This window comes from Paractinoplanes brasiliensis (assembly GCF_004362215.1).
GTDB classification, from domain to species: Bacteria; Actinomycetota; Actinomycetes; order Mycobacteriales; family Micromonosporaceae; genus Actinoplanes; species Actinoplanes brasiliensis.
Map to the genome: position 1 here is coordinate 85,542 of NZ_SNWR01000001.1, position 23,036 is coordinate 108,577.

Annotated in this window: 20 protein-coding genes; 8 read left to right on the top strand and 12 right to left on the bottom strand. The window is 70.8% G+C overall.

Going from position 1 to position 23,036, the window contains the following annotated elements; translation table 11 throughout:
• Positions 1-29: 29 nt before the first annotated feature.
• From ccrA to C8E87_RS00325, 5 genes are all read right to left on the bottom strand, one after another.
• A complete protein-coding gene (gene ccrA, locus C8E87_RS00300; protein ID WP_133871194.1) occupies positions 30-1,358 on the bottom strand; it encodes a crotonyl-CoA carboxylase/reductase in 1,329 nt (442 codons plus the stop codon).
• Positions 1,359-1,373: 15 nt separating this feature from the next.
• On the bottom strand, positions 1,374-1,712 hold the full coding sequence (locus C8E87_RS00305) for a hypothetical protein (RefSeq protein ID WP_133871195.1): 339 nt from the start codon (positions 1,710-1,712) through the stop codon (positions 1,374-1,376).
• Positions 1,713-2,159: 447 nt separating this feature from the next.
• A complete protein-coding gene (locus C8E87_RS00315) occupies positions 2,160-2,930 on the bottom strand; it encodes a hypothetical protein (RefSeq protein ID WP_133871196.1) in 771 nt (256 codons plus the stop codon).
• A 203-nt stretch (positions 2,931-3,133) separates the two neighbouring features.
• Positions 3,134-4,003 carry an oxidoreductase gene (locus C8E87_RS00320; RefSeq protein WP_133871197.1) on the bottom strand — a complete coding sequence of 290 codons (870 nt, stop codon included), beginning with the start codon at positions 4,001-4,003 and terminating at the stop codon, positions 3,134-3,136.
• Between the two features lie 2 nt (positions 4,004-4,005).
• Complete coding sequence (locus tag C8E87_RS00325; protein WP_133871198.1) at positions 4,006-4,758, bottom strand: alpha/beta fold hydrolase; 753 nt, start codon at positions 4,756-4,758, stop codon at positions 4,006-4,008.
• Positions 4,759-4,853: 95 nt separating this feature from the next.
• Between C8E87_RS00325 and C8E87_RS00330 the strand changes: the two genes are divergently transcribed.
• Complete coding sequence (locus tag C8E87_RS00330; protein ID WP_133871199.1) at positions 4,854-5,747, top strand: LysR family transcriptional regulator; 894 nt, start codon at positions 4,854-4,856, stop codon at positions 5,745-5,747.
• Between the two features lie 434 nt (positions 5,748-6,181).
• Here the strand turns inward: C8E87_RS00330 and C8E87_RS00335 are convergent, their stop codons facing one another.
• The 3 genes from C8E87_RS00335 to C8E87_RS00345 all read right to left on the bottom strand — a co-directional run bounded on the left by C8E87_RS00335 (position 6,182) and on the right by C8E87_RS00345 (position 8,272).
• The gene (locus C8E87_RS00335; RefSeq protein WP_133871200.1) at positions 6,182-6,652 is read right to left on the bottom strand and encodes an SRPBCC family protein; all 471 of its coding nucleotides are present in this window, start codon (positions 6,650-6,652) and stop codon (positions 6,182-6,184) included.
• A gap of 172 nt (positions 6,653-6,824) precedes the next feature.
• Positions 6,825-7,061 carry a hypothetical protein gene (locus C8E87_RS00340; protein WP_133871201.1) on the bottom strand — a complete coding sequence of 79 codons (237 nt, stop codon included), beginning with the start codon at positions 7,059-7,061 and terminating at the stop codon, positions 6,825-6,827.
• 242 nt (positions 7,062-7,303) lie between these two features.
• A complete protein-coding gene (locus tag C8E87_RS00345; RefSeq protein WP_133871202.1) occupies positions 7,304-8,272 on the bottom strand; it encodes a glycoside hydrolase family 6 protein in 969 nt (322 codons plus the stop codon).
• Positions 8,273-8,816: 544 nt separating this feature from the next.
• On the opposite strand from C8E87_RS00345, the gene C8E87_RS00350 reads away from it, so the two are divergent.
• The 3 genes from C8E87_RS00350 (at position 8,817) to C8E87_RS00355 (ending at position 13,200) form a co-directional block, all read left to right on the top strand.
• Complete coding sequence (locus C8E87_RS00350) at positions 8,817-9,788, top strand: LacI family DNA-binding transcriptional regulator (protein WP_239080637.1); 972 nt, start codon at positions 8,817-8,819, stop codon at positions 9,786-9,788.
• Positions 9,789-9,899: 111 nt separating this feature from the next.
• Complete coding sequence (locus tag C8E87_RS46220; RefSeq protein WP_275409159.1) at positions 9,900-10,022, top strand: hypothetical protein; 123 nt, start codon at positions 9,900-9,902, stop codon at positions 10,020-10,022.
• A 133-nt stretch (positions 10,023-10,155) separates the two neighbouring features.
• Positions 10,156-13,200, top strand: a complete 3,045-nt coding sequence (locus C8E87_RS00355; RefSeq protein WP_133871203.1) for a putative bifunctional diguanylate cyclase/phosphodiesterase — start codon at positions 10,156-10,158, stop codon at positions 13,198-13,200.
• Between the two features lie 4 nt (positions 13,201-13,204).
• Here the strand turns inward: C8E87_RS00355 and C8E87_RS00360 are convergent, their stop codons facing one another.
• Entirely contained in the window at positions 13,205-13,879 is a 675-nt protein-coding gene (locus C8E87_RS00360; RefSeq protein WP_133871204.1) for a class F sortase, read from the bottom strand.
• The gene (locus C8E87_RS00365) at positions 13,876-14,697 is read right to left on the bottom strand and encodes a DUF4397 domain-containing protein (RefSeq protein ID WP_133871205.1); all 822 of its coding nucleotides are present in this window, start codon (positions 14,695-14,697) and stop codon (positions 13,876-13,878) included. Before C8E87_RS00365 ends, C8E87_RS00360 begins: the two co-directional genes overlap by 4 nt.
• 159 nt (positions 14,698-14,856) lie before the next feature.
• Between C8E87_RS00365 and C8E87_RS00370 the strand changes: the two genes are divergently transcribed.
• The 3 genes from C8E87_RS00370 to ctaD all read left to right on the top strand — a co-directional run bounded on the left by C8E87_RS00370 (position 14,857) and on the right by ctaD (position 18,021).
• Entirely contained in the window at positions 14,857-15,435 is a 579-nt protein-coding gene (locus C8E87_RS00370; protein WP_133871206.1) for an RNA polymerase sigma factor, read from the top strand.
• Positions 15,389-16,117: an anti-sigma factor gene (locus C8E87_RS00375; RefSeq protein ID WP_133871207.1), complete on the top strand. Its 729-nt coding sequence runs from the start codon at positions 15,389-15,391 to the stop codon at positions 16,115-16,117. Before C8E87_RS00370 ends, C8E87_RS00375 begins: the two co-directional genes overlap by 47 nt.
• A 161-nt stretch (positions 16,118-16,278) precedes the next feature.
• Entirely contained in the window at positions 16,279-18,021 is a 1,743-nt protein-coding gene (gene ctaD, locus C8E87_RS00380; RefSeq protein ID WP_133871208.1) for an aa3-type cytochrome oxidase subunit I, read from the top strand.
• On the opposite strand, the gene C8E87_RS00385 is transcribed toward ctaD, so the two are convergent.
• A complete protein-coding gene (locus C8E87_RS00385; protein WP_239080638.1) occupies positions 18,003-19,226 on the bottom strand; it encodes a PP2C family protein-serine/threonine phosphatase in 1,224 nt (407 codons plus the stop codon). The genes ctaD and C8E87_RS00385 overlap by 19 nt on opposite strands.
• Before the next feature lie 86 nt (positions 19,227-19,312).
• Positions 19,313-20,164, bottom strand: a complete 852-nt coding sequence (locus C8E87_RS00390; RefSeq protein WP_133871209.1) for a universal stress protein — start codon at positions 20,162-20,164, stop codon at positions 19,313-19,315.
• A 144-nt stretch (positions 20,165-20,308) separates the two neighbouring features.
• Between C8E87_RS00390 and C8E87_RS00395 the strand changes: the two genes are divergently transcribed.
• Positions 20,309-23,008 carry a cation-translocating P-type ATPase gene (locus tag C8E87_RS00395; protein WP_133871210.1) on the top strand — a complete coding sequence of 900 codons (2,700 nt, stop codon included), beginning with the start codon at positions 20,309-20,311 and terminating at the stop codon, positions 23,006-23,008.
• Positions 23,009-23,036 lie beyond the last annotated feature (28 nt).

The following is a 23,036-nucleotide window of genomic DNA, read 5'->3' on the forward strand; positions in this document are numbered from 1 at the left end:
GGTTGTGCCTGCGGCGGTGAGAAACTTGTTCAGATACGGAAACGGTTGATCGCCGGAAGGTGCCGCTCACGCATTTCGGCATCCTCGACACCAAGGCCCGGCTCCGGCGCCCCGCAGAGCACCGCGATCTTGCCTTCGTGGCTGTTGGCGTGGACCCGGCTGACCGCGACACCGGTCGAGTCCAGGTCGAACACCGACGACAGGGTGGGGTGCACCATGCCGCGGGCGATCAGCCGGTTGGCCTCCCAGGCCTCCCGGTAGTTGGCGAAGTGGGTGCCGATGATCCGCTTGAGCCGCATCCACAGGTGCCGGTTGTCGTACATGTGCTCGTGCCCCGACGTGGACGCGCAGGTGACCACCGTGCCGCCACGGCGCGCCACATAGACGCTGGCCCCGAACGTCTCCCGGCCGGGGTGCTCGAACACGATGTCCGGGTCGTCGCCGCCGGTGAGCTCGCGGATCCGGGCGCCGAGACGCTTCCATTCGCCCGGGTTCTGGGTGTTCTCGTCGTCCCAGAACTGGAACAGCTCCGCGCTGCGGTCGATGACAAGCGTGGCGCCCATCGAGCGGACCAGTTCCGCCTTGCGGGGGCTGGAAACGACGCAGACCGGGATGCCGCCGCCGTTGAGCACGAGCTGGGTCGCGTACGAGCCGAGACCACCGGCCGCACCCCAGATCAGGACTACGTCCCCCTGCTTCATCCGTGCGCCGTTGGGCGAGACCAGCTGCCGGTACGCCGTCGAGTGCACGAGCCCGGACGAGGCGGCCTCCTCCCACGTCAGGTGGGCCGGTTTGGGCATCAGCTGGTTGGCCTTGACCAGGGCCAGCTCCCCCATCCCGCCGTAGTTGGTCTCGTAACCCCAGATGCGTTGCTCCGGGTCGAGCATCGAGTCGGCGTGCCCTTCCGGGGCGGTCAGCTCGACGTTGAGGCAGTGCGCCACGACGCGGTCACCCGGGCGTACGTTTCGGACCGCGACCCCCGTCCGCAGGACGACGCCCGACAGATCCGAGCCGAGCACGTGGAACGGCTGGTCGTGCTTCTCCGCACCGGCCACCGACTTGGCGTACCGGCGCAGGAAGCCGAACGTGGGCATCGGCTCGAAAATCGCCGACCACACGGTGTTGTAGTTGACACAGCTGGCCATCACGGCCACCAGGACCTCGTCGGCGCCGACCTGGGGAGTCGGCACCGACCGCACGTGAATCGACTTCGAAGGATCCCGGTCGCGGGTCGCCATGCCGGCGAACATCTCGGTCTCACCGGCCAGAATGACGGCGGCCCGATAGCTCTCCGGCAACGGCAGAGCCGCCACGTCTTCGGCCGAGCCCCCTTCGAGGGCGTCAAGCACCGCTCTCACCAAGGCCTCCTTCGGCTAGTTGCCGGCGGCCGCGTCCTCGGTGACCGGATCCTCGTCTGCCAGGTCGCCCTCGATCACACCCTCCTGCTCGGCGGCGGGCTTGACGACCGGCTCGACGGTCAGGCCGGGAACCCGCAGCTCCGGGATGCTGGTGACGGCGGCCAGGGCGGCCTCGATCGACTCGGCAAGCGTCGGCGAGACGTCGTCGTCGAAGTCCAGCTTCGTCACCGGGACGCTCGCATCGGTCGGCAGCGTGTCGGACCCGAAGGTGGCACCCAGCGCCGTCTCCTTCAGCAGCGTCGACTCCTCTTCCGTGATCTCCCGGTTCAAGATCATCGTGAACTTGTGACCCATTGATCTCACCCTCTCAACGTGGACTTCGGGGGGTCCAGCCGGATCAATATCCATCGCCGGGAGTAAGACATCCCCTAGACTTTCGCTCCCCGGCCCGGTCACCCGCCGTTTCGCGCCGGCCCGCCGGCGTGCCGCGTTGAGCTTCCAGCACCACGCCGAGGTGGCCGGCCTGCCCGCCGAACAGCAGGATCGATGGCTGGATCGGGCCGAAGCGCGGCTGGTCGCGCAACGAGCTACGCCGGAACCTCCGGGCCGCCCGCCGGCCGGCCCCGCTTCAGTACGGAGGAGCGGCGGTTGCGTTGGCAGACAGCGGCGGAGCGCACCACAGCGAGTCTCGAGCACTGGATCGTGCAGAGCCTCGACGCCGCCACCGACGCGGTACTCGAAACGGCCGCTCGCCGGCCGGATGCTCGATAGCCTGCCCGACTGTGCGATTCAGGCCTTCGGTCAGTAGGTGCTGTGGTAGGCGAGTTGCCGGACGCCGCAGGCGAGCACCAGGCGGGGATCCAGCCGGCCGGCGAGCCGGGTGACATCGAACTCGTACGTGTAATGCCAGGCGCGGAACCGCTGACGAATCTGAGCCACCGGTTGCCCGTCGACGGTGAAGGTGAACCTGGCCGCCCCCGCCTTGGAGTTCATCGGCAGCCACGAGCGTACGCTCGACGCCGCCGTCTCGCGCATTTCGCCGAGCAGCCGGCCCGCCGGATCATGGATCCGGATCCGGGCGCGCATGAGCGGGCCGTCGGTGAGCTGAAGCCGGCCGATGATGACGTTCAGCCGGTTGTCCAGCACGTCCACCGTCCGTGCCCTGACGCGGGCGGCACGTGAGCCCGGATGTGCCGCCGTCGGAGCTCGGTGCCCCGCCGCCCACCAGGTCAGCCACCCGAACGCGCCGGTCGGGTGCGACAGCGGGACAGCCGGATCGTCCCGCGACAGCAGGGTGAGCAGCGGGCCAGGCGGGTCGAACTGGTAGAGCTTCGGACCGGGCGGCAGTTGAGTGCGGCGCGCGGCCGGATTCCGCAGCACCGCCATGACGGGCCGGCCGGCGACGCACACGTGCAACTGCTTGCTGGTGCGGGGGTTCAAGGCGTCCATGCTGACCTCGCGCACCACGTCGGCGAGGGACTCGGCGAGGTCGTCGCGCCGCCTGGTGCGAAAGGTGTAGCGCCCGCTCAGAACCGCTGCGGGCCAACCATTCCGGAGCGCATCGACGTCCACACCGGAAAGGTAAGTGATCGTCGCAAGGAAACGCTCGAGGACGCGGCCGCGCCCATACGCCCGGATCCGTTGCGGGGTGTGTCCGGCCAGCCGCAGGTGCTGGTGGCCGCGCGTGCCCGGGCGTTCGCCGAACCGATCTCGCCGGCGGCTCGGGCGTCGCCGTGTCGGTCTCCGATATTGTGCTGTATCGGGCGCGGGCTGGCTCAAACGCCGGCCGACAGTGGAAATTCGGTGCCGGTGAGGCGCTGGGAGACCTCCCACAGTCGTCTTGCGATATCGTCGTCGAGCGCTTCGCCGGACACCTTTGCGAGGGCGGCCGCACCGCGCACGCCGAACAGACCGGGACTCGAGAGACTGGCTCCGGGCACCTCACCCACGGTGGCCAGCAGTGTCGGGCGGGCACCGCCCTCGGCGCTCTGGGCCAGGAGCCGTGTACCCAGCACGAGCATGCGGTCGAGGATCCGCCGGCCGGTGGTCATCGTGAATCCGGTGGCGGCCCAGCCGGGTTCCGCCGCGGTGGCCCGGACCGGTGAGCCGGCCTCGATCAGGCGGCGTTGCAGCTCGCGGGTGAACAACATGTTGGCCAGCTTCGTCTGCCCGTAGGCGCCGAACGGGCGGTAGGGCCGCCGCTCCCATTGCAGGTCGTCGAAGTCGATGTGAGCGTTGCGGTAGTTGCGCGAGGTCACCGTGACCACCCGTCCGGTGATCCGGCCGACGAGCAGGTTTGTCAAGGCGAAGTGCCCGAGATGGTTGACGCCGAACTGTCCTTCGAAACCGTCGGCGGTCGCGCGCCGGGTGGCGGTCATGAAGCCGGCGTTGTTGATCAGATAGTCGATCGGGCCGTCGATCATTGCGGCGAACTCACGTATCGAGGTCAGGGAAGCGAGGTCGAGCGGGCGGGACTCCGCACGGGCGCCGATCTCGGCGGCGGCCGCGCGGCCGCGGGTCTGGTCGCGTACCGCAACGATGACGCGTGCGCCCTTGGCGGCCAGCTCGGTAGCGGCGGCCTTGCCGATGCCGCTGCTGCCGCCGGTGATTATCGCGGTGCGGCCGGTCTGATCCGGGATGTGCATGGTCACAGCCCGGTCCAGAAGGATGTCAGCATGCGGGCGGCCCGCGCCGGGTCCTCCAGCATCCACCAGTGACCGAGCCCGTCGAGGTCGACGGCGCGGGCGCCGGCCCGCTGGGCGGCGCGGTGGCGCAGGGCGACGCTGCCGCCGGTGTCGTCGCCGGTGGCCACCGGTACGAGACCGGGCCGGGCGGCGGCTGCGGGCAGGTCGCGTCCGCGCTGGACCAGCGTGTTGCCGGGCAGCGAACGGTACAGCGACAGGATGGCCCGGCCCATCTCGGGGCCCTGCGCGAGGGCCACTTCACCGGCCGTCGGCGAGGGGATGCCCCACGCGTTCATCCGCGCTGTCCGTTGGGCCACGTCACCCGCGAAGGTCTCCTCGACATGGCGTTCGCCGTCCCCGGGTGTCTGCCAGATCTTGGCGGTTTCGTGCCACGCGTAGTCCGGCTCGTATCCGCCGATGGTGTCGCAGACCCAGCTGCGTACCAGGTCGGGGCGGGCCATCGTGGCCTCCAGCACGTACCCGCCGGCGAGGCTGTGCCCGACCAGGTCGACGGGTGTTTCCAGCCGGGTCAGCTCCCCGATCAGCCAGTCGCGGTAGTCGAGGAAGGTAGCGCCGAAGCCGGCTGGGAGGGCAGCGCCGAAGCCCGGCGGCGACAACCGGACCACCTGCGCCTGCTGGGCCGCGGGCAGCTCACCGATCAGAGGCGTCCAGACCGCGGTGGTCACCGGGACGCCGTGGACGAAAGCAATGGTCATACCCGCAATGACACCAACGGGGCGGCCTCGTCGTCCAAGACCTGTACCGCACCTCGTAATGCGGGAAATGCATAACGGGAGCTAGCTTTGGGGTCATGCTTCCCGATCTGGACCTGCGGCTGGTGCGGTACTTCACGGTTGTCGCCGAGCAGCTGAACTTCGCCCGCGCGGCCGATGAGCTGCGCGTGGCCCAGCCGTCGCTGAGCCGGCAGATCCAGCGTCTGGAAAACGTGCTCGGCGTACGGCTGCTCGAGCGCACCACCCAGGGCAGCCGCCTCACCGCCGCCGGCGCCGCCTTCATGCCTCAGGCTCAGCGCCTGCTACGGGAAGCCGAGCGGGCGATTCAGGCCGCGGTGGCCGCGGCGCCGTCGCGCACGATCACCATCGGGTACGCTGAAGATCTCGTCGTTACGTCGGCGGTCCGCGACCTGCGCCACCGCTTCCCCGACGCGCACGTCCGTACCCGTCATCTCGCCGCCCAGGACGCCGCTACCCTGCTCGACCGGCGGGTCGACGCCCTGGTCACCCGCACCCCGCTGCCGATCCCGGCCGAGGACCTCCAGGTGACGGTCCTGTACGACGAGGCGCGGGTCCTGCTCGTGTCCGCGTCGCACCCGTTCGCCGGCAAGGACGTGGTCACGGCCGAGGACATCGCCGCCGAGCGGCTCGTGGGCTGCACCGGCATGGGCGCCGAGTGGACGACGTTCTGGCGGCTCGAACCCCGGCCGGACGGCGAACCGGCCCAGCTCGGTCCCACGTTGGCCGAAACGTACCAGGACAAGCTCGAAGCCATCGCCGACGGCACCGCCGTCGCCGTCGTCCCAGCCGGCGACCACCGCCACACGCTACGCCCGGGCCTGACGACCGTGGCCCTCGATGGCGTCGAGCCGTGTCAGGTGGTCGTGGCCGTCCGGGCGGCCGACCCGAACCCGCTCGTACCCGAATTCGTGCGGTCCGCCAGCGCCCTGACGCAACCCGAGGCGACATAGCGGGCAGTTGCGCTCGGCCCCGGAAGTCCAGACCGGCAACCACAGATCCAGCAATGCCTCCACTCCGGCGAGCTCGGGCCTTGCCCGGAACTGTCAGCCTGACCAGAAGGCGAGGGCTTCGCAGGATTTGAACCTGCGGCCCCCTTGACCCGGCCAGCCGCCGCCAAAGGGCCGACTGCGCTCAAGAGTTGGCGTGGGCGGCGCGTTCGGCGCAGCCAGCACCGCGGAATGACTGCGAAATCTGGCCGGCACCACAGACGGCGCCTGCGGAGTGGCGCGGACAGCCCATCCGATATCACCCGCCGGCCCACACGGAACGACTGCACCGCGGGCGGCACTTACGGGGCGGCGGGGGTGTTGCGGGCCGGTACGCGCAAGACGGGGCCGAAGCCCAACCACAGCACGGGCGGGCGCACACCGGGCTGGGACACAGGCTACGGGGTGGCGGGGGTGGCGCGTTCGACGTCGCGAGCCAGGGCGCGCAGGGTGGTGGCGAAGCCGAGCCGGCCGGCGACGGAGAGCAGCGGGGCGGCGTAGCGGGTGAGGGCCCGGGGCGACACGGTCACGTCCTCGAACCAGACGACGCGGCACCGATCTCCCGGCAACGGCGTCACCGTGAACCAGGCCCGTCCGTGGACGACCCGGCCCGACTTGACCACCTCGCAGCGCGCCACCCGGTTGTCCTTGGGCGGTTGCCAGGCGGTTACGGTCATCGGGTCGTTGAACGCCAGCGGCCCCACGCCCGTGCGGGCCACGAAGCCGGCGCCTGCGCCCTCCGAAGGCCCGGGAAGCCGCCGCACCACGGTCAGCGGCGCCCAATCGCCGTGTCGGGGCCAGTCGACCAGCGTCGCCCACACGGCTTCGGCGGGGGCGTCGACCTCTTGAACGACGGTGAACTGTGCCATCGGCGACTCCCTCCGCAGCCTGCCAGGCAACACTACGTCCGGGCGGCCGGCCGGATGGCACGCAGCCGAGCTGCGGTGGCCCGTTTCCCGGCCGGCTCCCGGCTGCTCCGGCTCGTCGACGCGTCGAAACAGATCAGCACCACATTGCGAGGGCCGCGCGACGAACATGACGTCACAGATCCCGGCGGCCGGGCGGTGGCGGGCCGCGAGCCGGGCCGACCAGCGGGACCAGGGCGGCCGACGACAACGTGACCAGGATGCCGTCGGCGGGCAGGGGTGAGCAACAGCGTCGGCCCGAAGTAGGTGAGGCGGGCGGGGTGAGGTCGTCGTCGGGAGCGCGGCCGGGCACGGCCAGCAGGGTGCTCGACGGGTGGAGCGCGGCCGCGCCGAAGACGGCGTACGCGGCCATGAAGATCACGTTGGGCCGGTCGGGGCGTTCGCCGTTGGCCGTCGCCCGTCAGTGCGCCGGCAACGTCGGCGGCCAGGGTCAGCGCCGCGCCGACCGTGAAGAGCCGGATCGAGGTAGTGCGCCCGGCCGGGGACACCAGCGCGACCCGCAGCATTCCGCCGAGTGTGCCGAAGAGCGCGATGACCGAGACGAGGACGCGCCGGCCGGGTGCGGCACCCGGCCGGCGCTACCGGTGACACGAGTCAGTAGCCGTAGATCAACTTGTACGCGACCTCCGGCAGGAACTGGCCGGCGGAGGAGCCGCCGCCGACGCCGCAGTTGCCGTCTGACTCGCCCGGCGTCTTGAGCCAGAGGAGCATTTCCGCTCCCCCGCCGAGCTGGGTGGGCGTGCCGATCCGACGGCCGGCCGGGTTGCACCATTCGCCGTTCGAGCCGTTGCCGTTGCGGCTGGTGTCGATCACGAACGGCTTGCTGTAGCCGTAGTTGCGCAGGGCGGCGGCGACCCGGTTGCCGTAGTTGGCGTTGTCCGAGGTCGGGAAGTAGTTCGACACGTTGAGCGCGAACCCGCGGGCGTTGGCGACACCGGCGGAGTTCAGGCGCTGCGCCATCGTGTTGGCGTCGACCCAGCCGGGGTTGCCCGCGTCGAGATAGGCCCAGGTGTTGGGCGCCTTGGACCGGAACTGGGCGACCGCCCGCGACAGCATCCCGAGCCGGTCGTTGATCTGGGACTGGCTCATGCAGCCGAAGTCACCCAGCGAGTCCGGTTCGAGCACCACGACGGCGGGACGGTTGCCGATCGCGGAGGCGAACGACGAGATCCACGAGTCGTAGCCGCCGACGCTTCCGGCGCCGCCGCCGGAGTGCCCGCCGCAGGCGTCGCGCCCGGGGATGTTGTAGGCGACCAGGATGGGCAGTTTGTCGACGGCGTCGGCGGCCCCGACATAGCGTCCGACGGCCTGCGAGATGTCGCCGCTCCAGTTGCCGAACCAGCTGGCCATGGGCCGCTGGGCGATCTGGGAGCGGATGGCGCCGGCCCGCCCGTCGCCGGGGTTGGCGGCGACCCAGGCGGCTGGGCTGGACTGCGGGTTGACGTAGAAGCCGCTGGTCTGGTCGATGGGGCCCGCGTGGGCGGCGGGCGCGCCGAGCAGCACGGTGGGGATGGCCAGCGCCAGGGCGGCGACGAGGGTGCGGGGACGGATCGATCGTGTCATGGGACGGGTCTCCTGAGCGTGCGGATGCCGGGGCCTCGGTGGGAAGCCCGATGATCGAACTGGAAGCGCTTCCAGCGAGAGTCATCAATCGGTGGTCTTCACATGCTCGACAGTGGTTCCCGATTAGTCAATAGTTTGTCGTGAATGCCTGGGACCGCTTCCAGCAGTCTGGGCGATTCCGGAAATCGTTACGATGCGTTCGGCGACCGGCAGCGACGTCGCCACGACAGCAGGCAGGAGCGCCCTCGACATGGTGGCAGAAACACCGCCCCGGCGACCCGTCCCGGTCCGGGCAGCACCGGCAACGCGCCGGCGGCCCCCCTCGGTCCGAAACGAGGGCTCGCAGACAGAGGCAGCGCACCAACAACCCACCGCCGGCCACGACACGGACGCGGGAGCAGAAAAACCGCGAAGCGAAGGCGCCAGGGCGGGGACACCTCGCCGGCGACCCGGACCGAGCCAGGGCTTGGGTTCAGAGGGAGAGCAGCCGCGGGGCGAGGGTGCGAGGGCGGAGGCCGTGCGGCGGCAGCCCACGCTGGATGAGGTGGCTGCGCGGGCCGGGGTGTCCCGGTCGGCCGCGTCGCGGGTCATCAACCAGGCGCCACACGTCAGCCGGACCACCCGCGAGGCCGTCGAACGTGCCGTCAAGGAGATGGGCTACCTGCCCAACCGGACGGCTCGGGCCCTGGCCAAGCAGCAGACCGGGATCGTCGCGCTGGCCGTGTCGCACGACGATCCGGAGCTGTTCGCCGATCCGTTCTACGCCCAGGTCATCGTGGGTGTGTCGGCGGTGCTGGAGGAGACCGACCTGCACCTTTTGCTGTCGCTGGCCAGCGCCGGGCGGGGCCGCACCCGCCTGACCAACCTGCTGCGCACCAGGGGCGTCGACGGGATCATGCTGATGGCCATGGGTGAGAACGACCCGCTGCACACGGTGGTGCGGGAGGCCGGGTTGCCGGCGGTCTACGGCGGGCGGCCGCCGCGGATGGAGCCGCGGTGGTATGTCGACTCCGACAACCTCGGCGGGGCGCGGGCCGCCACCGAGCACCTGATCGGCCTCGGCCGCACCCGGATCGTCACGATCATGGGGCAGCCGGGAACCGAGGCCGGCGAGACCCGGCACCGCGGGTACCGGGAGGCGATGATCATGGCTGGCCTCACCCCGTACGGGATGGCCGAAGGCGATTTCACCGAGACGGCGGGCGCTGCCGCCATGCGGACCCTGCTCGAGCGTCATCCCGACCTCGACGCGGTGTTCGCCGCGAGCGACAACATGGCGGCCGGGGCGTTGCGGGTGCTGAGCGAGGCGGGCCGGTCCGTGCCGGGCGACGTGGCCGTGGTGGGCTTCGACGACCTGGGCATCGCCCGGCGCACCGGCCCGCCGCTGACGACGGTGCACCAGTCCATTCAGGCGCTGGGCAAGGAGATGACGCGGATGCTGCTCGACCTGATCGCCGGGCGCGACCGGACGCCGCTCATCCTGCCGACCCGCCTGGTCCACCGCGGCTCGGCCTGACGGGGGCAGGCGGCGGATCGCCTGCGTCAAGCAGCTGTCCTACGGTCGCGGTGTGCGAGCCTTCGTCCGGCGCCGGTCAGTGGGCGGCGGGTGTGCCCGAGGAGCGGGCCGATGATCATTCAGGGCGCGGACGAGGCGGTCGCCGGCATCGCGGGCGGCAGCACGGTGCTGGTCGGCGGGTCCGGCTCATCGACGCGTTGGGCACGAGAAGCATGGGGGCTCTCGGACGGGTGACGCAGAACATGAGAACCAGGCGCACGGGCAGCGCCGACTGTGGTACCGCACACGTCGGTCACACTCAGACAATCGGCTGACCGGCCGATTCTGCTCCTGAGGGACTTTCCGTACGAGCCGGATGGGAGCGCGAATGACCTCGCGAACCGCCTATGCGTGTTACGCGGGCTGGGTCGTGGTCGTCGCCGCGGCGTACTACGCGTTCCCAGAGGCCCACCTGTACACCTGGGCCGCGCTCGGGTACTCCAGCGCCGCCGCGATCGTGGCCGGCGTACGGCTGAACCGGCCGTCCCGGCAGCTGCCGTGGTATCTCATCGCGCTCGCGATCGTCTGTTTCACCACGGGTGACTCGCTCTACAACCTGATCCTCGCGCGCGGGCACCAACCGCCCTATCCGGGTGTCAACGACGCGCTCTACCTGCTGGTTTATCCGCTGCTCACCGTCGGCTTCCTGTACTTCGTGCGGGCCCGCTCCGGCGGCGGCAACCGGACCGCCCTGCTGGACGCGCTGGTGCCGACGGTCGGCTTCGGGCTGCTGGCCTGGATCTACTGGATCGCGCCGTTCACCCGCTCGGAAGAGCTGTCGATGCTGCAGAAGCTGGCCTCGATCGCGTATCCGGTGGGCGACGTGCTCGCGCTGGCGATGATGCTGCGGATCATCACCACCTCGGGGCGGCGACCGGGTGCGCTGACAGCGATCGGCACCGGCATCGTGGGCCTGTTGCTGTCCGACGTCTTCTACGGCCAGTCGCAGCTCAACAGCGCCTGGGTCCTGGGCGGCCCGGTCGACCTGGGCTGGATCGTGTTCTACGCGGCCGTGGGCTTCGCCGGGCTGCTGCCGTCGATGCGCGAGCTCACCGAGCCGTCGCCGTCCAGCGGCGCCGACAGCTCGCCGCGGCGGATCATCTGGATGGCGTCGGCTGCGCTGATCGCTCCGGTGGTGCTCCTGCTGCAGTGGGCGCAAGGCCTCGATGACGACGAGCTGGGACCGCTCACGACCGACCTGCCGGTCATCGCCGCCGCCTCGGCGCTCATGTTCGTGCTGGTGCTGGCCCGGGTCAACGGCCTGGCCAACGTCAACCGCCGGGCCCGCGACCGGGAACTGGCCCTGCGCGAAGCCGGGGCGCTGCTCTCCTCCGCCGCCACCGAGCAGGACGCGGTCCAGTCGGTGCGGCAGGCCGTGGCCACCCTGATGCCGGCGAGCCAGCCGTGTCACGTACGGCTGCTCGAGAGCGTCGGCCTGCCACCGGGCCGCGGCGTCCGGGTGGCCCCGGTCGCCGACGTGCCCGAACTGCCGGTGCCCCCGGAGTACGACCACGTCGCGTACGCGACGATGGAACTTCCGGGCGAGAACCCACGGGTCGTCACGGTGCTCGTGGCGGCGCCGTTGTTCGTCCTGCGGGAGCTGCGGCCCTCGTTCGAGGCGCTGTTCGACCAGGTGGCCGTGGTGCTCGAGCGGATCAACCTGACCGGTGAGGTGAGCCGCCGCGACACCGAGGCCTATTTCCGCACCCTCATCCACAACGCGTCCGACGTCATCCTGATCGTGGACGACGAGGACCGGATCCGGTACGCCAGCCCGTCGGCCGCCGGGGTGTTCGGCTACCCCGACCTGACCGGCATGCCGCTGGCGACGCTGACCGACCAGCCCGTGGCGCTGGGCCGGATCCTCGCCGGCATCCGGGCCGGGCGCCCGCTCGACCTCGACGGGCTCGACGTGACAGCCGTCTGTGCCGACGGACGCTCGCTGCACGTCGACTTCACCGCCCGCGACCTTCGGGACGACCCCACCGTACGGGGTCTGGTGCTGACGATCCGGGACATGACCGACCGTTACGTGCTCGAGAAGGACCTGTACCAGCTGGCGTTCTACGACGAGCTCACCGGCATGGCCAACCGCGTGCTGTTCCGCGACCGGCTGGAACAGGCGTACGGGGAAGCGCAGCGCGACGACGCCGAGCTGGCTGTGCTCTTCGTCGACGTCGACGACTTCAAGGAGGTCAACGACACCCTCGGCCACGCCGTCGGCGACGAGCTGCTGGTCATCGTGGCCAAGCGGATCACCGAGGCGGTGGGGACGGGACGGACGGCCGCGCGGCTGGGCGCCGACGAGTTCGCCGTCCTGGCCGAGCGGATCACCGACGCGTCGGAAGCCGAGGAGCTGGCCGCGCGCATCGTCGCCGCGCTGGCCGCGCCGGTCGAGGTCAGCGACGGCTCGGGCCGCACCCACATCGTCAGCGGCGCCTGCAGCGTCGGGGTGGCGAGCAGCCGGGACGCCCACAGCGGCCCCGAGCTGCTGCGGCACGCCGATCTGGCGCTGCACCAGGCCAAGGGCGCCGACAAGGGGACCTGGCAGCGCTACCGCGGCGAACTGCACACCGACATGGCCCAGCGCCTGGAGACCCGGGTCGCGCTGCTCGACGCGATCGACGCCGAGCAGTTCCGGCTGCTGTACCAGCCGATCGTCAACCTGCGGACCAACCGGGTCGAGGGTGTCGAGGCGCTGGTCCGATGGCAGCACCCGACGCGCGGCCTGCTCGGCCCGTACCACTTCATCGAGCTCGCCGAGGAGAGCGGCGCCATCGTCGCGATCGGCAACTGGGTGTTGCGGGAATCGCTGGCGCAGTTCGCCCGGTGGCACGCCGACGACCCGTCCGGGAGCCCGAGCTACGTCAGCGTCAACGTGTCGGCGCGGCAGTTCCGCACCCCCGGTTTCGTCGACCGGGTCCGCGCCGCGCTCACCGAGGCCGGGGTCGAGCCGCCACGCCTGCTGCTCGAGATCACCGAGAGCCTGGTTCTGCGCGACGCCGACCAGGTCTGGGCCGACCTGCGCACGCTGCGGGCGCTGGGCGTGCGGATGGCGATCGACGACTTCGGCACCGGCTACTCGTCGCTGAGCTACCTGCGGGAGATGCCGGTCGACGTACTGAAGATCGACAAGTCGTTCATCGACGACGTGCTGCACAGCGAGAAACAGCGCGTCCTGGTCGAGACGATCGTGGCCCTGGCCCACAACTTCGAGCTGCGGGTGGTCGCCGAGGGTATCGAGGACCATGGTCAGCGCGCGGTGCTGACCGCCATGGGCTGCGACTACGGCCAGGGTTACCTGTTCGCGAAGCCGGTCCGGCCGGAGGAGATCCCCGCGCTGACCCGCGTCGAACCGGCCCTCGTGAAGTAACCCCTCAGGACCGGGCCACCGCCGTGACGACGACGTTGTCGCGATAGTGCCTGGTCTCGGCGTCGAACGGCCCGCCGCAAGTGATCAGGGTGAGCCGGGCGGCGCCGTCGCGGGCGAAGTACTTCTCCAGCGGGATGGCGGTTTTGCGGTACCGCTCGCGGGCGACCACCTCGAACCGGCGGTCCCGGCCGTCCGGGCCGACGAGGGTCACGGCGTCCCCCGCGTTCAGCGTGCCGAGCTTGAAGAAGGCGCCCTTGCCCTCGGCCGCGCTGTCCACGTGCCCAGCGATGACGATGGAACCGGCCGGCGCCGAGAAACCCGGCCCGTACCGGTACCAGCCGACCTTGTCGACGCTGGGCGGTACGGCGAAGTCGCCGGTCCTGGCGTCGATGCCGACCGCGTCGACGGCCGCGTCCAGGTCGAGGGCGGGGACGCGCAGGCGGGACGGCACGTCGGAGTCGCCGGCCTTGGCCGGTGCGCCGTCCTGGATCGGCACTCGCGCTGCCGGGCCGGAAGCCGGCGCGGAGGACGGCATCATGACCGCCGGGTCGCCGAAGTCGGCGGCCGGCTGCGACTGGCAGGCAACCACGCCACCGGTGACGGCCAGCGCCACGCCGAACAGGGTGAGGGAAAGGGCACGCCCCGGACGGGTCCGGGGCGTGCCGCGAAGTGAGCTCATCGCCGGCTGGTCGCCAGCCGGGTGAGGCCGAACAGGGCCAGCAGGAGGCCGGTCGCGGCGGCGTACCAGGGCAGCGAGCCGTTGCCGTCGGCCTGGCCGCCGTCGCCGCTGGGCACGCCGTCCGGCGCCGAGTGCAGCCCGGTGATCGACTGCGAGACGATGTCCAGGGTCTCGTCCTCGGCCGAGCCGACCGCGTACACGATGGTCGCGGCCCCCTCCTTGAGGTCGAGGTCGGCCGGGCCGAGCACCCGGGTGCCGGTGCCGGCCAGCACCACGTCGGCCGAGACCGTGCCCGCGTCCAGGTCGGCCTTGCCCTCCTCACCGTTGGTCACGTCCTCGAAGACGGGCTGTCCACCGGCCCGGATGTCCACGGCCGGGGCGGCCGCGGCGTGCCGCACGATCAGGCGGGTCTTGCCGGCCGCCAGCTTGGCGGTGTCGTTGGCGAACGGCGTCAGCGCCGGCTCGCCGTCGGCGCTCAGGTGGGCGACCAGGCTGATGTTCGCGTCGCCGGGAACCTCCGCGTTGTCGACCTTGAGCAGGGCGCTGCCGATGGCCTCGCCGGGCTCGGTCAGGGCGATGTCGTACTCGCCGGCGGGCAGGCTCAGCGGGCCGGCGACCTTGCCGGGCTGGAAGTCCGGGATGGTCTTCTCACCGTTGACGTAGACGTCCACCGCCTGGCCGGGGATGCCGTGCACCACCGTGACCTCGGAGTTCGCCTTGGCGTAGGCCGGCGCGGAACCCAGCGCCCCGGCGACGCCGAAGCCGATCAGGGTGACGGCGCCGAGCGCGGCGACGCGGCGGAAGGGCGAGATGCGCATCAGATCTCCTGTGAGGGGAAGGTCGTTGATTCGGTACGCCCGGTCCTTCGCCGGCCCGGCGGCGATTGGATGCGGCGAGAAAAAAGTTCTTCCGGCTGCATCCGCCGACGGGCCGGGGAACGAACCACCGGGGAATCCCTGTGCCCAGGAAGGAGGTCGATGAGCTCCGACGACGAACTCGCCGAGCGGTTACGCGCCGGCGACGAGACGGCTCTACGAGTGGCGTACGAGCGGCACGGCTCGGCCGTGCTGTACCTGGCTCAGCGCCTGCTCGGCAACCGGGCCGACGCTGAGGACGTCACTCAGGTGACATTCGTGGCCGCCTGGTCCGGCCGGGACGGTTTCGATCCGCAACGCGGCACGATGCTGGGCTGGCTGCTCGGCATCGCGCGGCGCAAGGCCGTCGACCGCCTCCGGGCGGCGGCCCGCGACCAGCGGACGACCGAGACCGTGCAGGCCCAGACGACCGTGCCGACCGTCGAGGAATCCCCGGAACGGATCGTCGACCGGCTCGTCATCGCCGACGAGCTGGGGCGGCTGCCCGACGAACAACGACGCACACTGGAACTGGCATTTTTCGACGATCTGACCCACCCCCAGATAGCGACCGTCACCGGACTGCCACTGGGCACTGTCAAGAGCCATATCCGGCGCGGAATGGCGAACCTGCGACGCCGTTGGGAGGTGGACGGTGCAACATTTGGATCCCGATCGGCTGGTCCTTCTCGCGCTCTCTGAGGAGATCGAAGAGCTGAACGAATCCGATCACCTGGCGCAGTGCGAGGGCTGCCGGCAGGAGATCGAAGCCTTGCGCCACGTCGCCGAGATCGGCTCGCAGTCCCAGGACCTGCGTGACCTGCCGGCGCCGCCGGAGCACGTGTGGCAGGCCATCGAGGCCGGCATCGCCGGATCCCCGGCCCCCGCCGAACAGGCGGCGCCGGTGGTCGACATGGCGGACCGCCGGGCCCGGCGCGAGCGCCCCCGGCCGCGCTGGCTGTTGCCGGCGGTCGCGGCGGCGGCAGCGGCGGTCATGGCGGTGGCCGGCACAGTGGCCGTCGACAGGTTTGCCGATCGCACGCCGGACGCGCCGGTGACGGCCCGGGCGACGCTGACGCCGCTGAAGGAGGTGCCGCCGAACGCGGGTGGTGACGTGCGGGTGCTGGCCGACGGGCGGTTGCAGGTCGACGTCCACAACCTGCCGCTGACCACCGGCTTCCACGAGGTGTGGCTGCTCGACCCCGACAACCCGGGCAAGATGGTGGCCATCGGCAGCCTGACCGACAAGCCGGACGTGGTGCTGCCGGTGCCACCGGGCACCGACCTCAACCGCTATCGCCTGGTCGACATCAGCGACGAACCGCACGACGGCGACGCCACCCACTCGGGTCGCAGCCTGCTGCGCGGAACGCTGACGTACTGATCGGAGAACGCCGGGGCCGCCACCCCCGGCGTTCTCCGTCCTGCTGGAACAGTGGCCTGAGAATCGGGCGAAGTCGATCACCTTCGATACTCGCGCGGCGTTGCCGAGGGGCGTAACGTCGGCTTCCGACCGCACAGCCGCGTGGCGCATCGGAGGTCGACATGACCGCTGTCGTACCGAAGCCCGTCGAGCCCCACCCCTGGCCCGTACGGCGGCAGGTGAGGGGCTCGGCGCTGGCCCGGGTGCTGCGGACGACCGACGCGAAGCAGATCGGGATCATGTACATGATCACCGCCTTCGTGTACTTCATGATCGGCGGGGTGATGGCGCTGGTCATGCGGGCGGAGCTGGCGCAGCCGGGCATGCAGCTGCTCTCCCCCGAGCAGTACAACCAGCTCTTCACCATGCACGGCACGATCATGCTGCTGTTCTTCGCCACGCCGATCGTGTTCGCGTTCGCCAACTTCGTCGTGCCCATCCAGATCGGCGCGCCCGACGTGGCGTTCCCCCGGCTCAACGCCTTCGCCTACTGGTTGTTCCTGTTCGGCGGCGCGATCGCCATCGGCGGGTTCTTCACGCCCGGCGGCGCGGCAGACTTCGGCTGGACGGCGTACGCGCCGCTCAGCGACTCGATCCACTCCCCCGGCCTCGGGGGGAACATGTGGATCGTCGGCCTCGCCCTCTCCGGCCTCGGCACCATCCTCGGCGGCGTCAACATGATCACCACGATCCTGACGCTGCGCGCCCCCGGCATGACCATGTTCCGGATGCCGATCTTCACCTGGAACATCCTGCTGACCAGCGTGCTCGTGATCCTCATCTTCCCGTTCCTGGCCGCCGCGCTGTTCGCCCTCGCCGCCGACCGCATCCTCGGCGCGCACGTCTACGACGCGGCCACCGGCGGGCCGATGCTCTGGCAGCACCTGTTCTGGTTCTTCGGCCACCCCGAGGTATACGTGGTGGCGCTGCCCTTCTTCGGCATCATCACCGAGGTCATCCCGGTCTTCAGCCGCAAACCGGTCTTCGGGTACAAGGGCCTGGTCGCCGCCACCCTGCTGATCGCCGGGTTGTCGATGTCGGTGTGGGCGCACCACATGTTCGCCACCGGCCAAGTGCTGCTGCCCTTCTTCAGCCTGCTCAGCTACCTGATCGCCGTGCCGACCGGCATGAAGTTCTTCGTCTGGATCGGCACCATGTGGCGCGGGCAGATCAGCTTCGAGACCCCGATGCTGTTCGCGATCGGCTTCCTCGTGACGTTCCTGCTGGGCGGGCTCACCGGGGTGCTGCTGGCCTCGCCGCCGATCGACTTCCACGTGCACGACAGCTATTTCGTGGTCGCCCACTTCCACTACGTGCTGTTCGGCACCATCGTGTTCGCGGTGTTCGCCGGCATCTACTTCTGGTTCCCGAAGATGTTCGGCCGCATGCTCGACGAGCGGCTGGGCAAGGTCCACTTCTGGCTGACGCTGGTGGGTTTTCACACGACGTTCCTGGTGCAGCACTGGCTCGGCGCCGAGGGCATGCCCCGCCGGTACGCCGACTACCTGACCGGCGACGGCTTCACGGCGCTGAACACAGTGTCGACGATCGGCGCGTTCGTCCTCGGGGCGTCCACATTGCCGTTCATCTACAACTGCTGGAAGTCGTACAAGGTCGGCCAGGTCGTGACCGTCGACGACCCGTGGGGCCACGGCAACTCGCTCGAGTGGGCCACCTCGTCCCCGCCACCACTGCGCAACTTCGACCGCATGCCCCGCATCCGGTCCGAACGCCCCGCCTTCGACGCCAAGTTCCCGCACCTCGCGGCCGGCGAGCGCACCGAGGCCGGACCGCCCGAGGGTGGCTCACGGCCGCTGACCGGCGAGTCCGACGGTGGCGCGAGGTATCAGGAGGACAAATCCTGAGCGTTGCGCTGGACGGCGATCAGGGCGACGTCATCGACGGTTTGCTGCCCGCCCAGGCTCGTCATGATCGCGGAGACGCAATCGGCGGGGCTGGCGGGCTCCACGATGTCGAGCAGCCGCTTGATGCCGACATCGATGATCTCGCCACGGCGTTCGACCAGCCCGTCGGTGTAGCCGAGCAGCAGCGCCTCGGGTGGCATGCCGACCACCGCGCTGCGCCGCGCCCCCAGACGGCCGAGGCCGAGAGGAGCGTCCACCGGCACCTCGACCAGCGAGGCCGGCCGGCCGGGCAGGGCGAGGATCGGCGCCAGATGCCCCGCCGACGACATGCGGACCGTCGTTCTGTCCGGTGAGATCATCGCGTAGAAGGCGGTGGTCAGCAGGCCCGCCTCGAAATGCCGGACCTTGCGGTCGAGCAGCGCCAGCACCTCGGCCGGGTCCTCGCTGATCAGCGCGTACGCGCGCAGGGCACTGCGGATGCGGCCCATCACCACGGCCGAGGCCAGGCCGTGGCCCGACACGTCACCGATCACCAGGCCGGCCCAGCCGGACGGCAGCTGGAACAGGTCGTACCAGTCGCCGCCGATGCCGAAATCCTGCCCCGGCGCGTACCGGGCGGCCACCTGCAACCCGGGAAGAGCCGGCAGGACCGGGGGCAACAGGCTGCGCTGCAGCGACATGGCCGCGGCCTGATCGAGCCGGTGGGAACGGATCTGCTCGGCGGCGCCGGCCCGATCGGCCGCCACCTCGAGGAACCGGACATCGTCCTCGGTGAACTGCCGCATCGAGCGGGCGCCCACGAGCATGACGCCGATGACGTCGCGGCCGGCGAAGACGGGCACGCCGAGCAGCGAGCGGATGCCCGAGGCCAGCAGGGCGGAGCTGACCACGTCGGCGTCGGTCACCCGGGTCAGGACGAGCGGCTTGCCGCCCTGGGCGACCCGGCCCGCGAAGCCACGGCCCACCGGAATCCGGAGGCCGTCACGGATGTCCTGTTCCAGGCCCTTGGCGGCGGCGACGGAGAGATGCTGATCGTGCGGGTCGAGGAGCAGAACGGCCGCGGTGTCGGCTCCCAGCAGATCCCGTACGCGGTCAAGAAGCTCGTCGAGGAGGTCGGGCACCTCGAGGCGGGAAAGGGCGGCGTCGGTCATCGCGTCGAGCCGGCGCAGCCGCTCGACGGCGGAGAGCACGCCATCGGATTCCACGTGAACACCTTAACCGTCGTCCAGTGGCTTCCGGCCTCGCATGTCCGGGTGAGGCGGGCGCCGAGATCCACCCTCGTACATCCGGGTCAGGCGTCTCCCGAGCGGTTGCCCGGGACGACCAGGACCGGCCGGTGCGCCCGGTGCAGGGTCGCCATCGCCACGCTGCCCAGCAGGATCTCCCGGATCATCGAGCGGCCCCGCGACCCGACCGCCACCACCGCGGCCCTGCGCTCGCGGGCGTCGCCGGCCAGCACCTCCGCCACCGCCCGCGCGGACGCCCCGCGACCGGCCGGAAGACGAACCACGTCACGGTCCTCGGAGTCCGCGCTGTCACCGACCGCGACGAGCACCTTCTCCCGCTTCGGAAACAGCCGCTCGACCGCGGCCAGGGCGGACCGGGCGCCGTCCGAGTCGTCCCAGCCGATGACGACCGGACCGTCGGCCAGGGCCTCGTACTCGTCGATCAGCAGCGGGTGCGGCAGCACCAGAACCGGGGCCGGGCTGTAGTGCACCACCATGTCGGAGACGCTGCCCAGCACCGCTTTGGCGCCGCCGAGGCCGCGGGAGCCGAGGAGCACCAGATCGGGGCGCAGCTTCTCGGCCAGTTGCGTGAACTGCAGTCCCTCACCGCCGAAGCTGCGCTCGACCAGCGGCTCGGCCTCCCAGCCGGCGGCACGCGCCAGGGTGGTGCCGACTCCGGCCACACGGTCCGCCTCGAACCGGCCCTCGCGTTCGACAGCAGCCACGAACTCGTTGACATGGGCGGTGCCCCGCCACAGGCGACGGCGCATCTCCTCGCTGGCGAACGGCGGCGTCCACAGATGAGTGATCCACGCCTGGGCGCCGGGGAACAACCGTGCGCCGGCCTCGATCGCGGTGGTCGAGGCCGGAGAACCGTCGTACCCCACGATCACGCGAATGCCGGTGGGTTCCACCATGGCGCTGCCTCCTCTTTCCGTCTTCCCAGGTTCAAGTATGGCGGCGCCCCAGGTGCCGCAGACAGGTCTTTCGGCCCTGGCCACGCCGTGGTGGGAGATCACAACGGGTACGCGCCCGACTGCGGCTTGGGGAAGGATGAGGCGATGAGATGGCACGCCCTTCCGGTGGCCGAGGCCGTAACCGAGTTCGGCGTCGATCCCGTACGGGGTCTGACGGCCGCCGAGGCGGAGCGCCGGCGCGACGAGTACGGTCCGAACCAGCTCGCCGAGACGCCGAGGGAGCCGCGCTGGCGGGCCTTCGCGCGTCAGTTCCAGGACCTGCTGATCATCATCCTGCTGCTCGCCGCGGTGGTGTCCCTGCTGGTCAGCCGGGAGTGGGAGACGCCGATCGCGATCGCGCTGGTGGTCCTGCTCAACGCCACCATCGGTTTCGTGCAGGAGTCCCGGGCCGAGGCGGCCCTCGACGCGCTGCGCAAGCTGAGTGTGACCACCGCGACCGTACGCCGTGACGGACGTGTCCTGCGCCTCGACGCCGGCGAGCTGGTTCCCGGCGACGTGGTGCTGCTCGATGCCGGCGACCGCGTGCCGGCGGACGGGCGGTTGCTGACGTCGGCCTCGCTGGAGGTTCAGGAGTCGATGCTGACCGGCGAGGCGCAGCCGGTGGCCAAGTCGTCCGGAGCGACGGTCGACGAGGACGCGTCGCTGGGCGACCGGTTGACCGTCGTCCACATGAACACGGAGGTCACCCGGGGCCGGGGCGAGATGGTGGTGACCGCCACCGGGATGCGCACCGAGACCGGCCGCATCGCCGATCTGCTGCACCAGGCCGAGCCCGGCCCGACGCCGCTGCAGCGGCAGATCGACAAGCTCAGCCGTACGCTGGCCGTCATCGCCGGCGCGGTGATCGCGGTGGTGTTCGTCCTCGGGCTGATCCGCGGGCAGGAGTTCGACGAGCTGTTCGTCAGCGCCGTGTCGCTGGCCGTGGCCGCCATCCCCGAGGGCCTGCCCGCGGTGGTGGCGTTCACCCTGGCCATGGGCACCGGCCGGCTGGCGCGGCGCGGCGCCATCGTCAAACGGCTCGCCTCCGTCGAGACGCTGGGCAGCACCTCGCAGATCTGCACCGACAAGACCGGCACGCTGACCCTCAACCAGATGACCGCCCGCGAGCTGGTGCTGGCGGGCCGGCGCTTCACGGTCTCGGGCGAGGGATACGCCACCGACGGACGGATCCGCACCACCGACGGCTCCAAGCTGCCGGCGACCCTCGACCAGGCCCTGCACGGCATGGCGCTGTGCAGCGAGGCGGTGATCCGCGACGGCGAGGTGGTGGGCGACCCCACCGAGGGCGCGCTGGTGGTGCTGGCCGAGAAGGGCGGCGTCGACGTCACGGCGCTGCGCGAGCAGACCCCGAGACTGCTCGAGATCCCGTTCGACTCCGACTACAAGTTCATGGCTACCTTCCACGCGTGGACCGACGACGACGGGCAGGAGGTCGTCCGCTGCTTCGTCAAAGGCGCGCCCGACGTGCTCGCGGCCCGCGCCGACCGCTACCTCGGCGGTGACGACATCACGCCGTTCGACGACGCCGCCCGCGAGCGTTACGAGCAGGCGAACGCCTCACTGGCGGCCCAGGGCATGCGCGTCATGGCCATCGGGATCGAAGATTTCCCCGTACGGGATTTCGCCGCCCCCGACGACCCGAAGCAGATGCTCGACCGCCTCGTGCTGGTCGCGCTCGTCGGCATCGTCGACCCGCCCCGCCCCGAGGCGCGGCAGGCCATCGCCGAGTGCCGGGACGCCGGGATCCGCGTCCGGATGCTCACCGGCGACCACGGGGTCACCGCCGGGGCGATCGCCGGCGAGCTGGGCATCCCGGGCGAGGCGGTCACCGGCGCCGACCTCGACGCCATCGAAGACGACAAGGCGCTGGCGGCCCGGCTCGACGAGGTGGGCGTCGTCGCCCGGGTGTCGCCCAGCCACAAGATCCGGATCGTCCGCGCGCTGCAGGACCGCGGCGAGGTGGTCGCCATGACCGGCGACGGCGTCAACGACGCGCCGGCGCTGCGCAAGGCCGACATCGGCGTCGCGATGGGGGTGACCGGCACCGAGGTCACCAAGGAAGCGGCCACCATGGTGCTCACCGACGACAACTTCGCCACCATCGTCTCCGCGGTCCGTGAGGGCCGCGGCGTGTACGCCAACATCGTCAACTTCACCCGCTTCCAGGTGTCGACAGCGCTCGGCTTCGTCATGACCTTCCTGGTCGCCTCGCTCACCGGCATCGCCGGCGGCGCGCCGTTCACCGCCCTGCAGATCCTCTTCGTCAACCTGGTGATGGACGGGCCGCCCGCGATGTCGCTCGGCATCGACCCGGTCAGCCCGGACGCGATGAAACAGTCGCCCCGCCGGCACGACGAACACATCCTGAACCGCAAACGCCTGATCCGTATCCTGCTGGCCAGCCTCGTGATGGCCACGGGCACGCTTGCCGTGCTGGTCTGGGCGCCCGGCCCGGCGCCGGAACTGGGTGAGGCCACCGTCGCGGGCACCATGGCGTTCGTGACGTTCGTGCTGTTCCAGGCGTTCAACCTGCTCAACGTGCGGCACGACACCCGCAGCGTGTTCAGCCAAGAGACGCTGACCAACCGTTCCGCGTTCGCCGCCACCGGCGTCGTCGTGCTCCTGCTCGTGCTGCTCGTCGAGATGGACGTGCTGCACGGCCTCTTCGCCACCACCGATCTGACCTCCGGGCAGTGGCTGACCTGCGCCGGGGTGGCCTCCACGATTCTCGTCGCCGGCGAGATCGTGAAGGCCTTCCTCCGCCGGTCCTCTCGTTCTCGTTGAGGAGAGTCTCCCGTTCTCGTTGAGGAGA

Coding starts and splice junctions, on each gene's coding strand:
- C8E87_RS00305 (WP_133871195.1), bottom strand. CDS start 1,712: ATGGGTCACAAGTTCACGATGATCTTGAACCGGGAGATCACGGAAGAG.
- C8E87_RS00320 (WP_133871197.1), bottom strand. CDS start 4,003: ATGCACATCCCGGATCAGACCGGCCGCACCGCGATAATCACCGGCGGC.
- C8E87_RS00325 (WP_133871198.1), bottom strand. CDS start 4,758: ATGACCATTGCTTTCGTCCACGGCGTCCCGGTGACCACCGCGGTCTGG.
- C8E87_RS00330 (WP_133871199.1), top strand. CDS start 4,854: ATGCTTCCCGATCTGGACCTGCGGCTGGTGCGGTACTTCACGGTTGTC.
- C8E87_RS00335 (WP_133871200.1), bottom strand. CDS start 6,652: ATGGCACAGTTCACCGTCGTTCAAGAGGTCGACGCCCCCGCCGAAGCC.
- C8E87_RS00340 (WP_133871201.1), bottom strand. CDS start 7,061: ATGGCCGCGTACGCCGTCTTCGGCGCGGCCGCGCTCCACCCGTCGAGC.
- C8E87_RS00345 (WP_133871202.1), bottom strand. CDS start 8,272: ATGACACGATCGATCCGTCCCCGCACCCTCGTCGCCGCCCTGGCGCTG.
- C8E87_RS46220 (WP_275409159.1), top strand. CDS start 9,900: ATGATCATTCAGGGCGCGGACGAGGCGGTCGCCGGCATCGCGGGCGGC.
- C8E87_RS00355 (WP_133871203.1), top strand. CDS start 10,156: ATGACCTCGCGAACCGCCTATGCGTGTTACGCGGGCTGGGTCGTGGTC.
- C8E87_RS00360 (WP_133871204.1), bottom strand. CDS start 13,879: ATGAGCTCACTTCGCGGCACGCCCCGGACCCGTCCGGGGCGTGCCCTT.
- C8E87_RS00365 (WP_133871205.1), bottom strand. CDS start 14,697: ATGCGCATCTCGCCCTTCCGCCGCGTCGCCGCGCTCGGCGCCGTCACC.
- C8E87_RS00370 (WP_133871206.1), top strand. CDS start 14,857: ATGAGCTCCGACGACGAACTCGCCGAGCGGTTACGCGCCGGCGACGAG.
- ctaD (WP_133871208.1), top strand. CDS start 16,279: ATGACCGCTGTCGTACCGAAGCCCGTCGAGCCCCACCCCTGGCCCGTA.
- C8E87_RS00390 (WP_133871209.1), bottom strand. CDS start 20,164: ATGGTGGAACCCACCGGCATTCGCGTGATCGTGGGGTACGACGGTTCT.
- C8E87_RS00395 (WP_133871210.1), top strand. CDS start 20,309: ATGAGATGGCACGCCCTTCCGGTGGCCGAGGCCGTAACCGAGTTCGGC.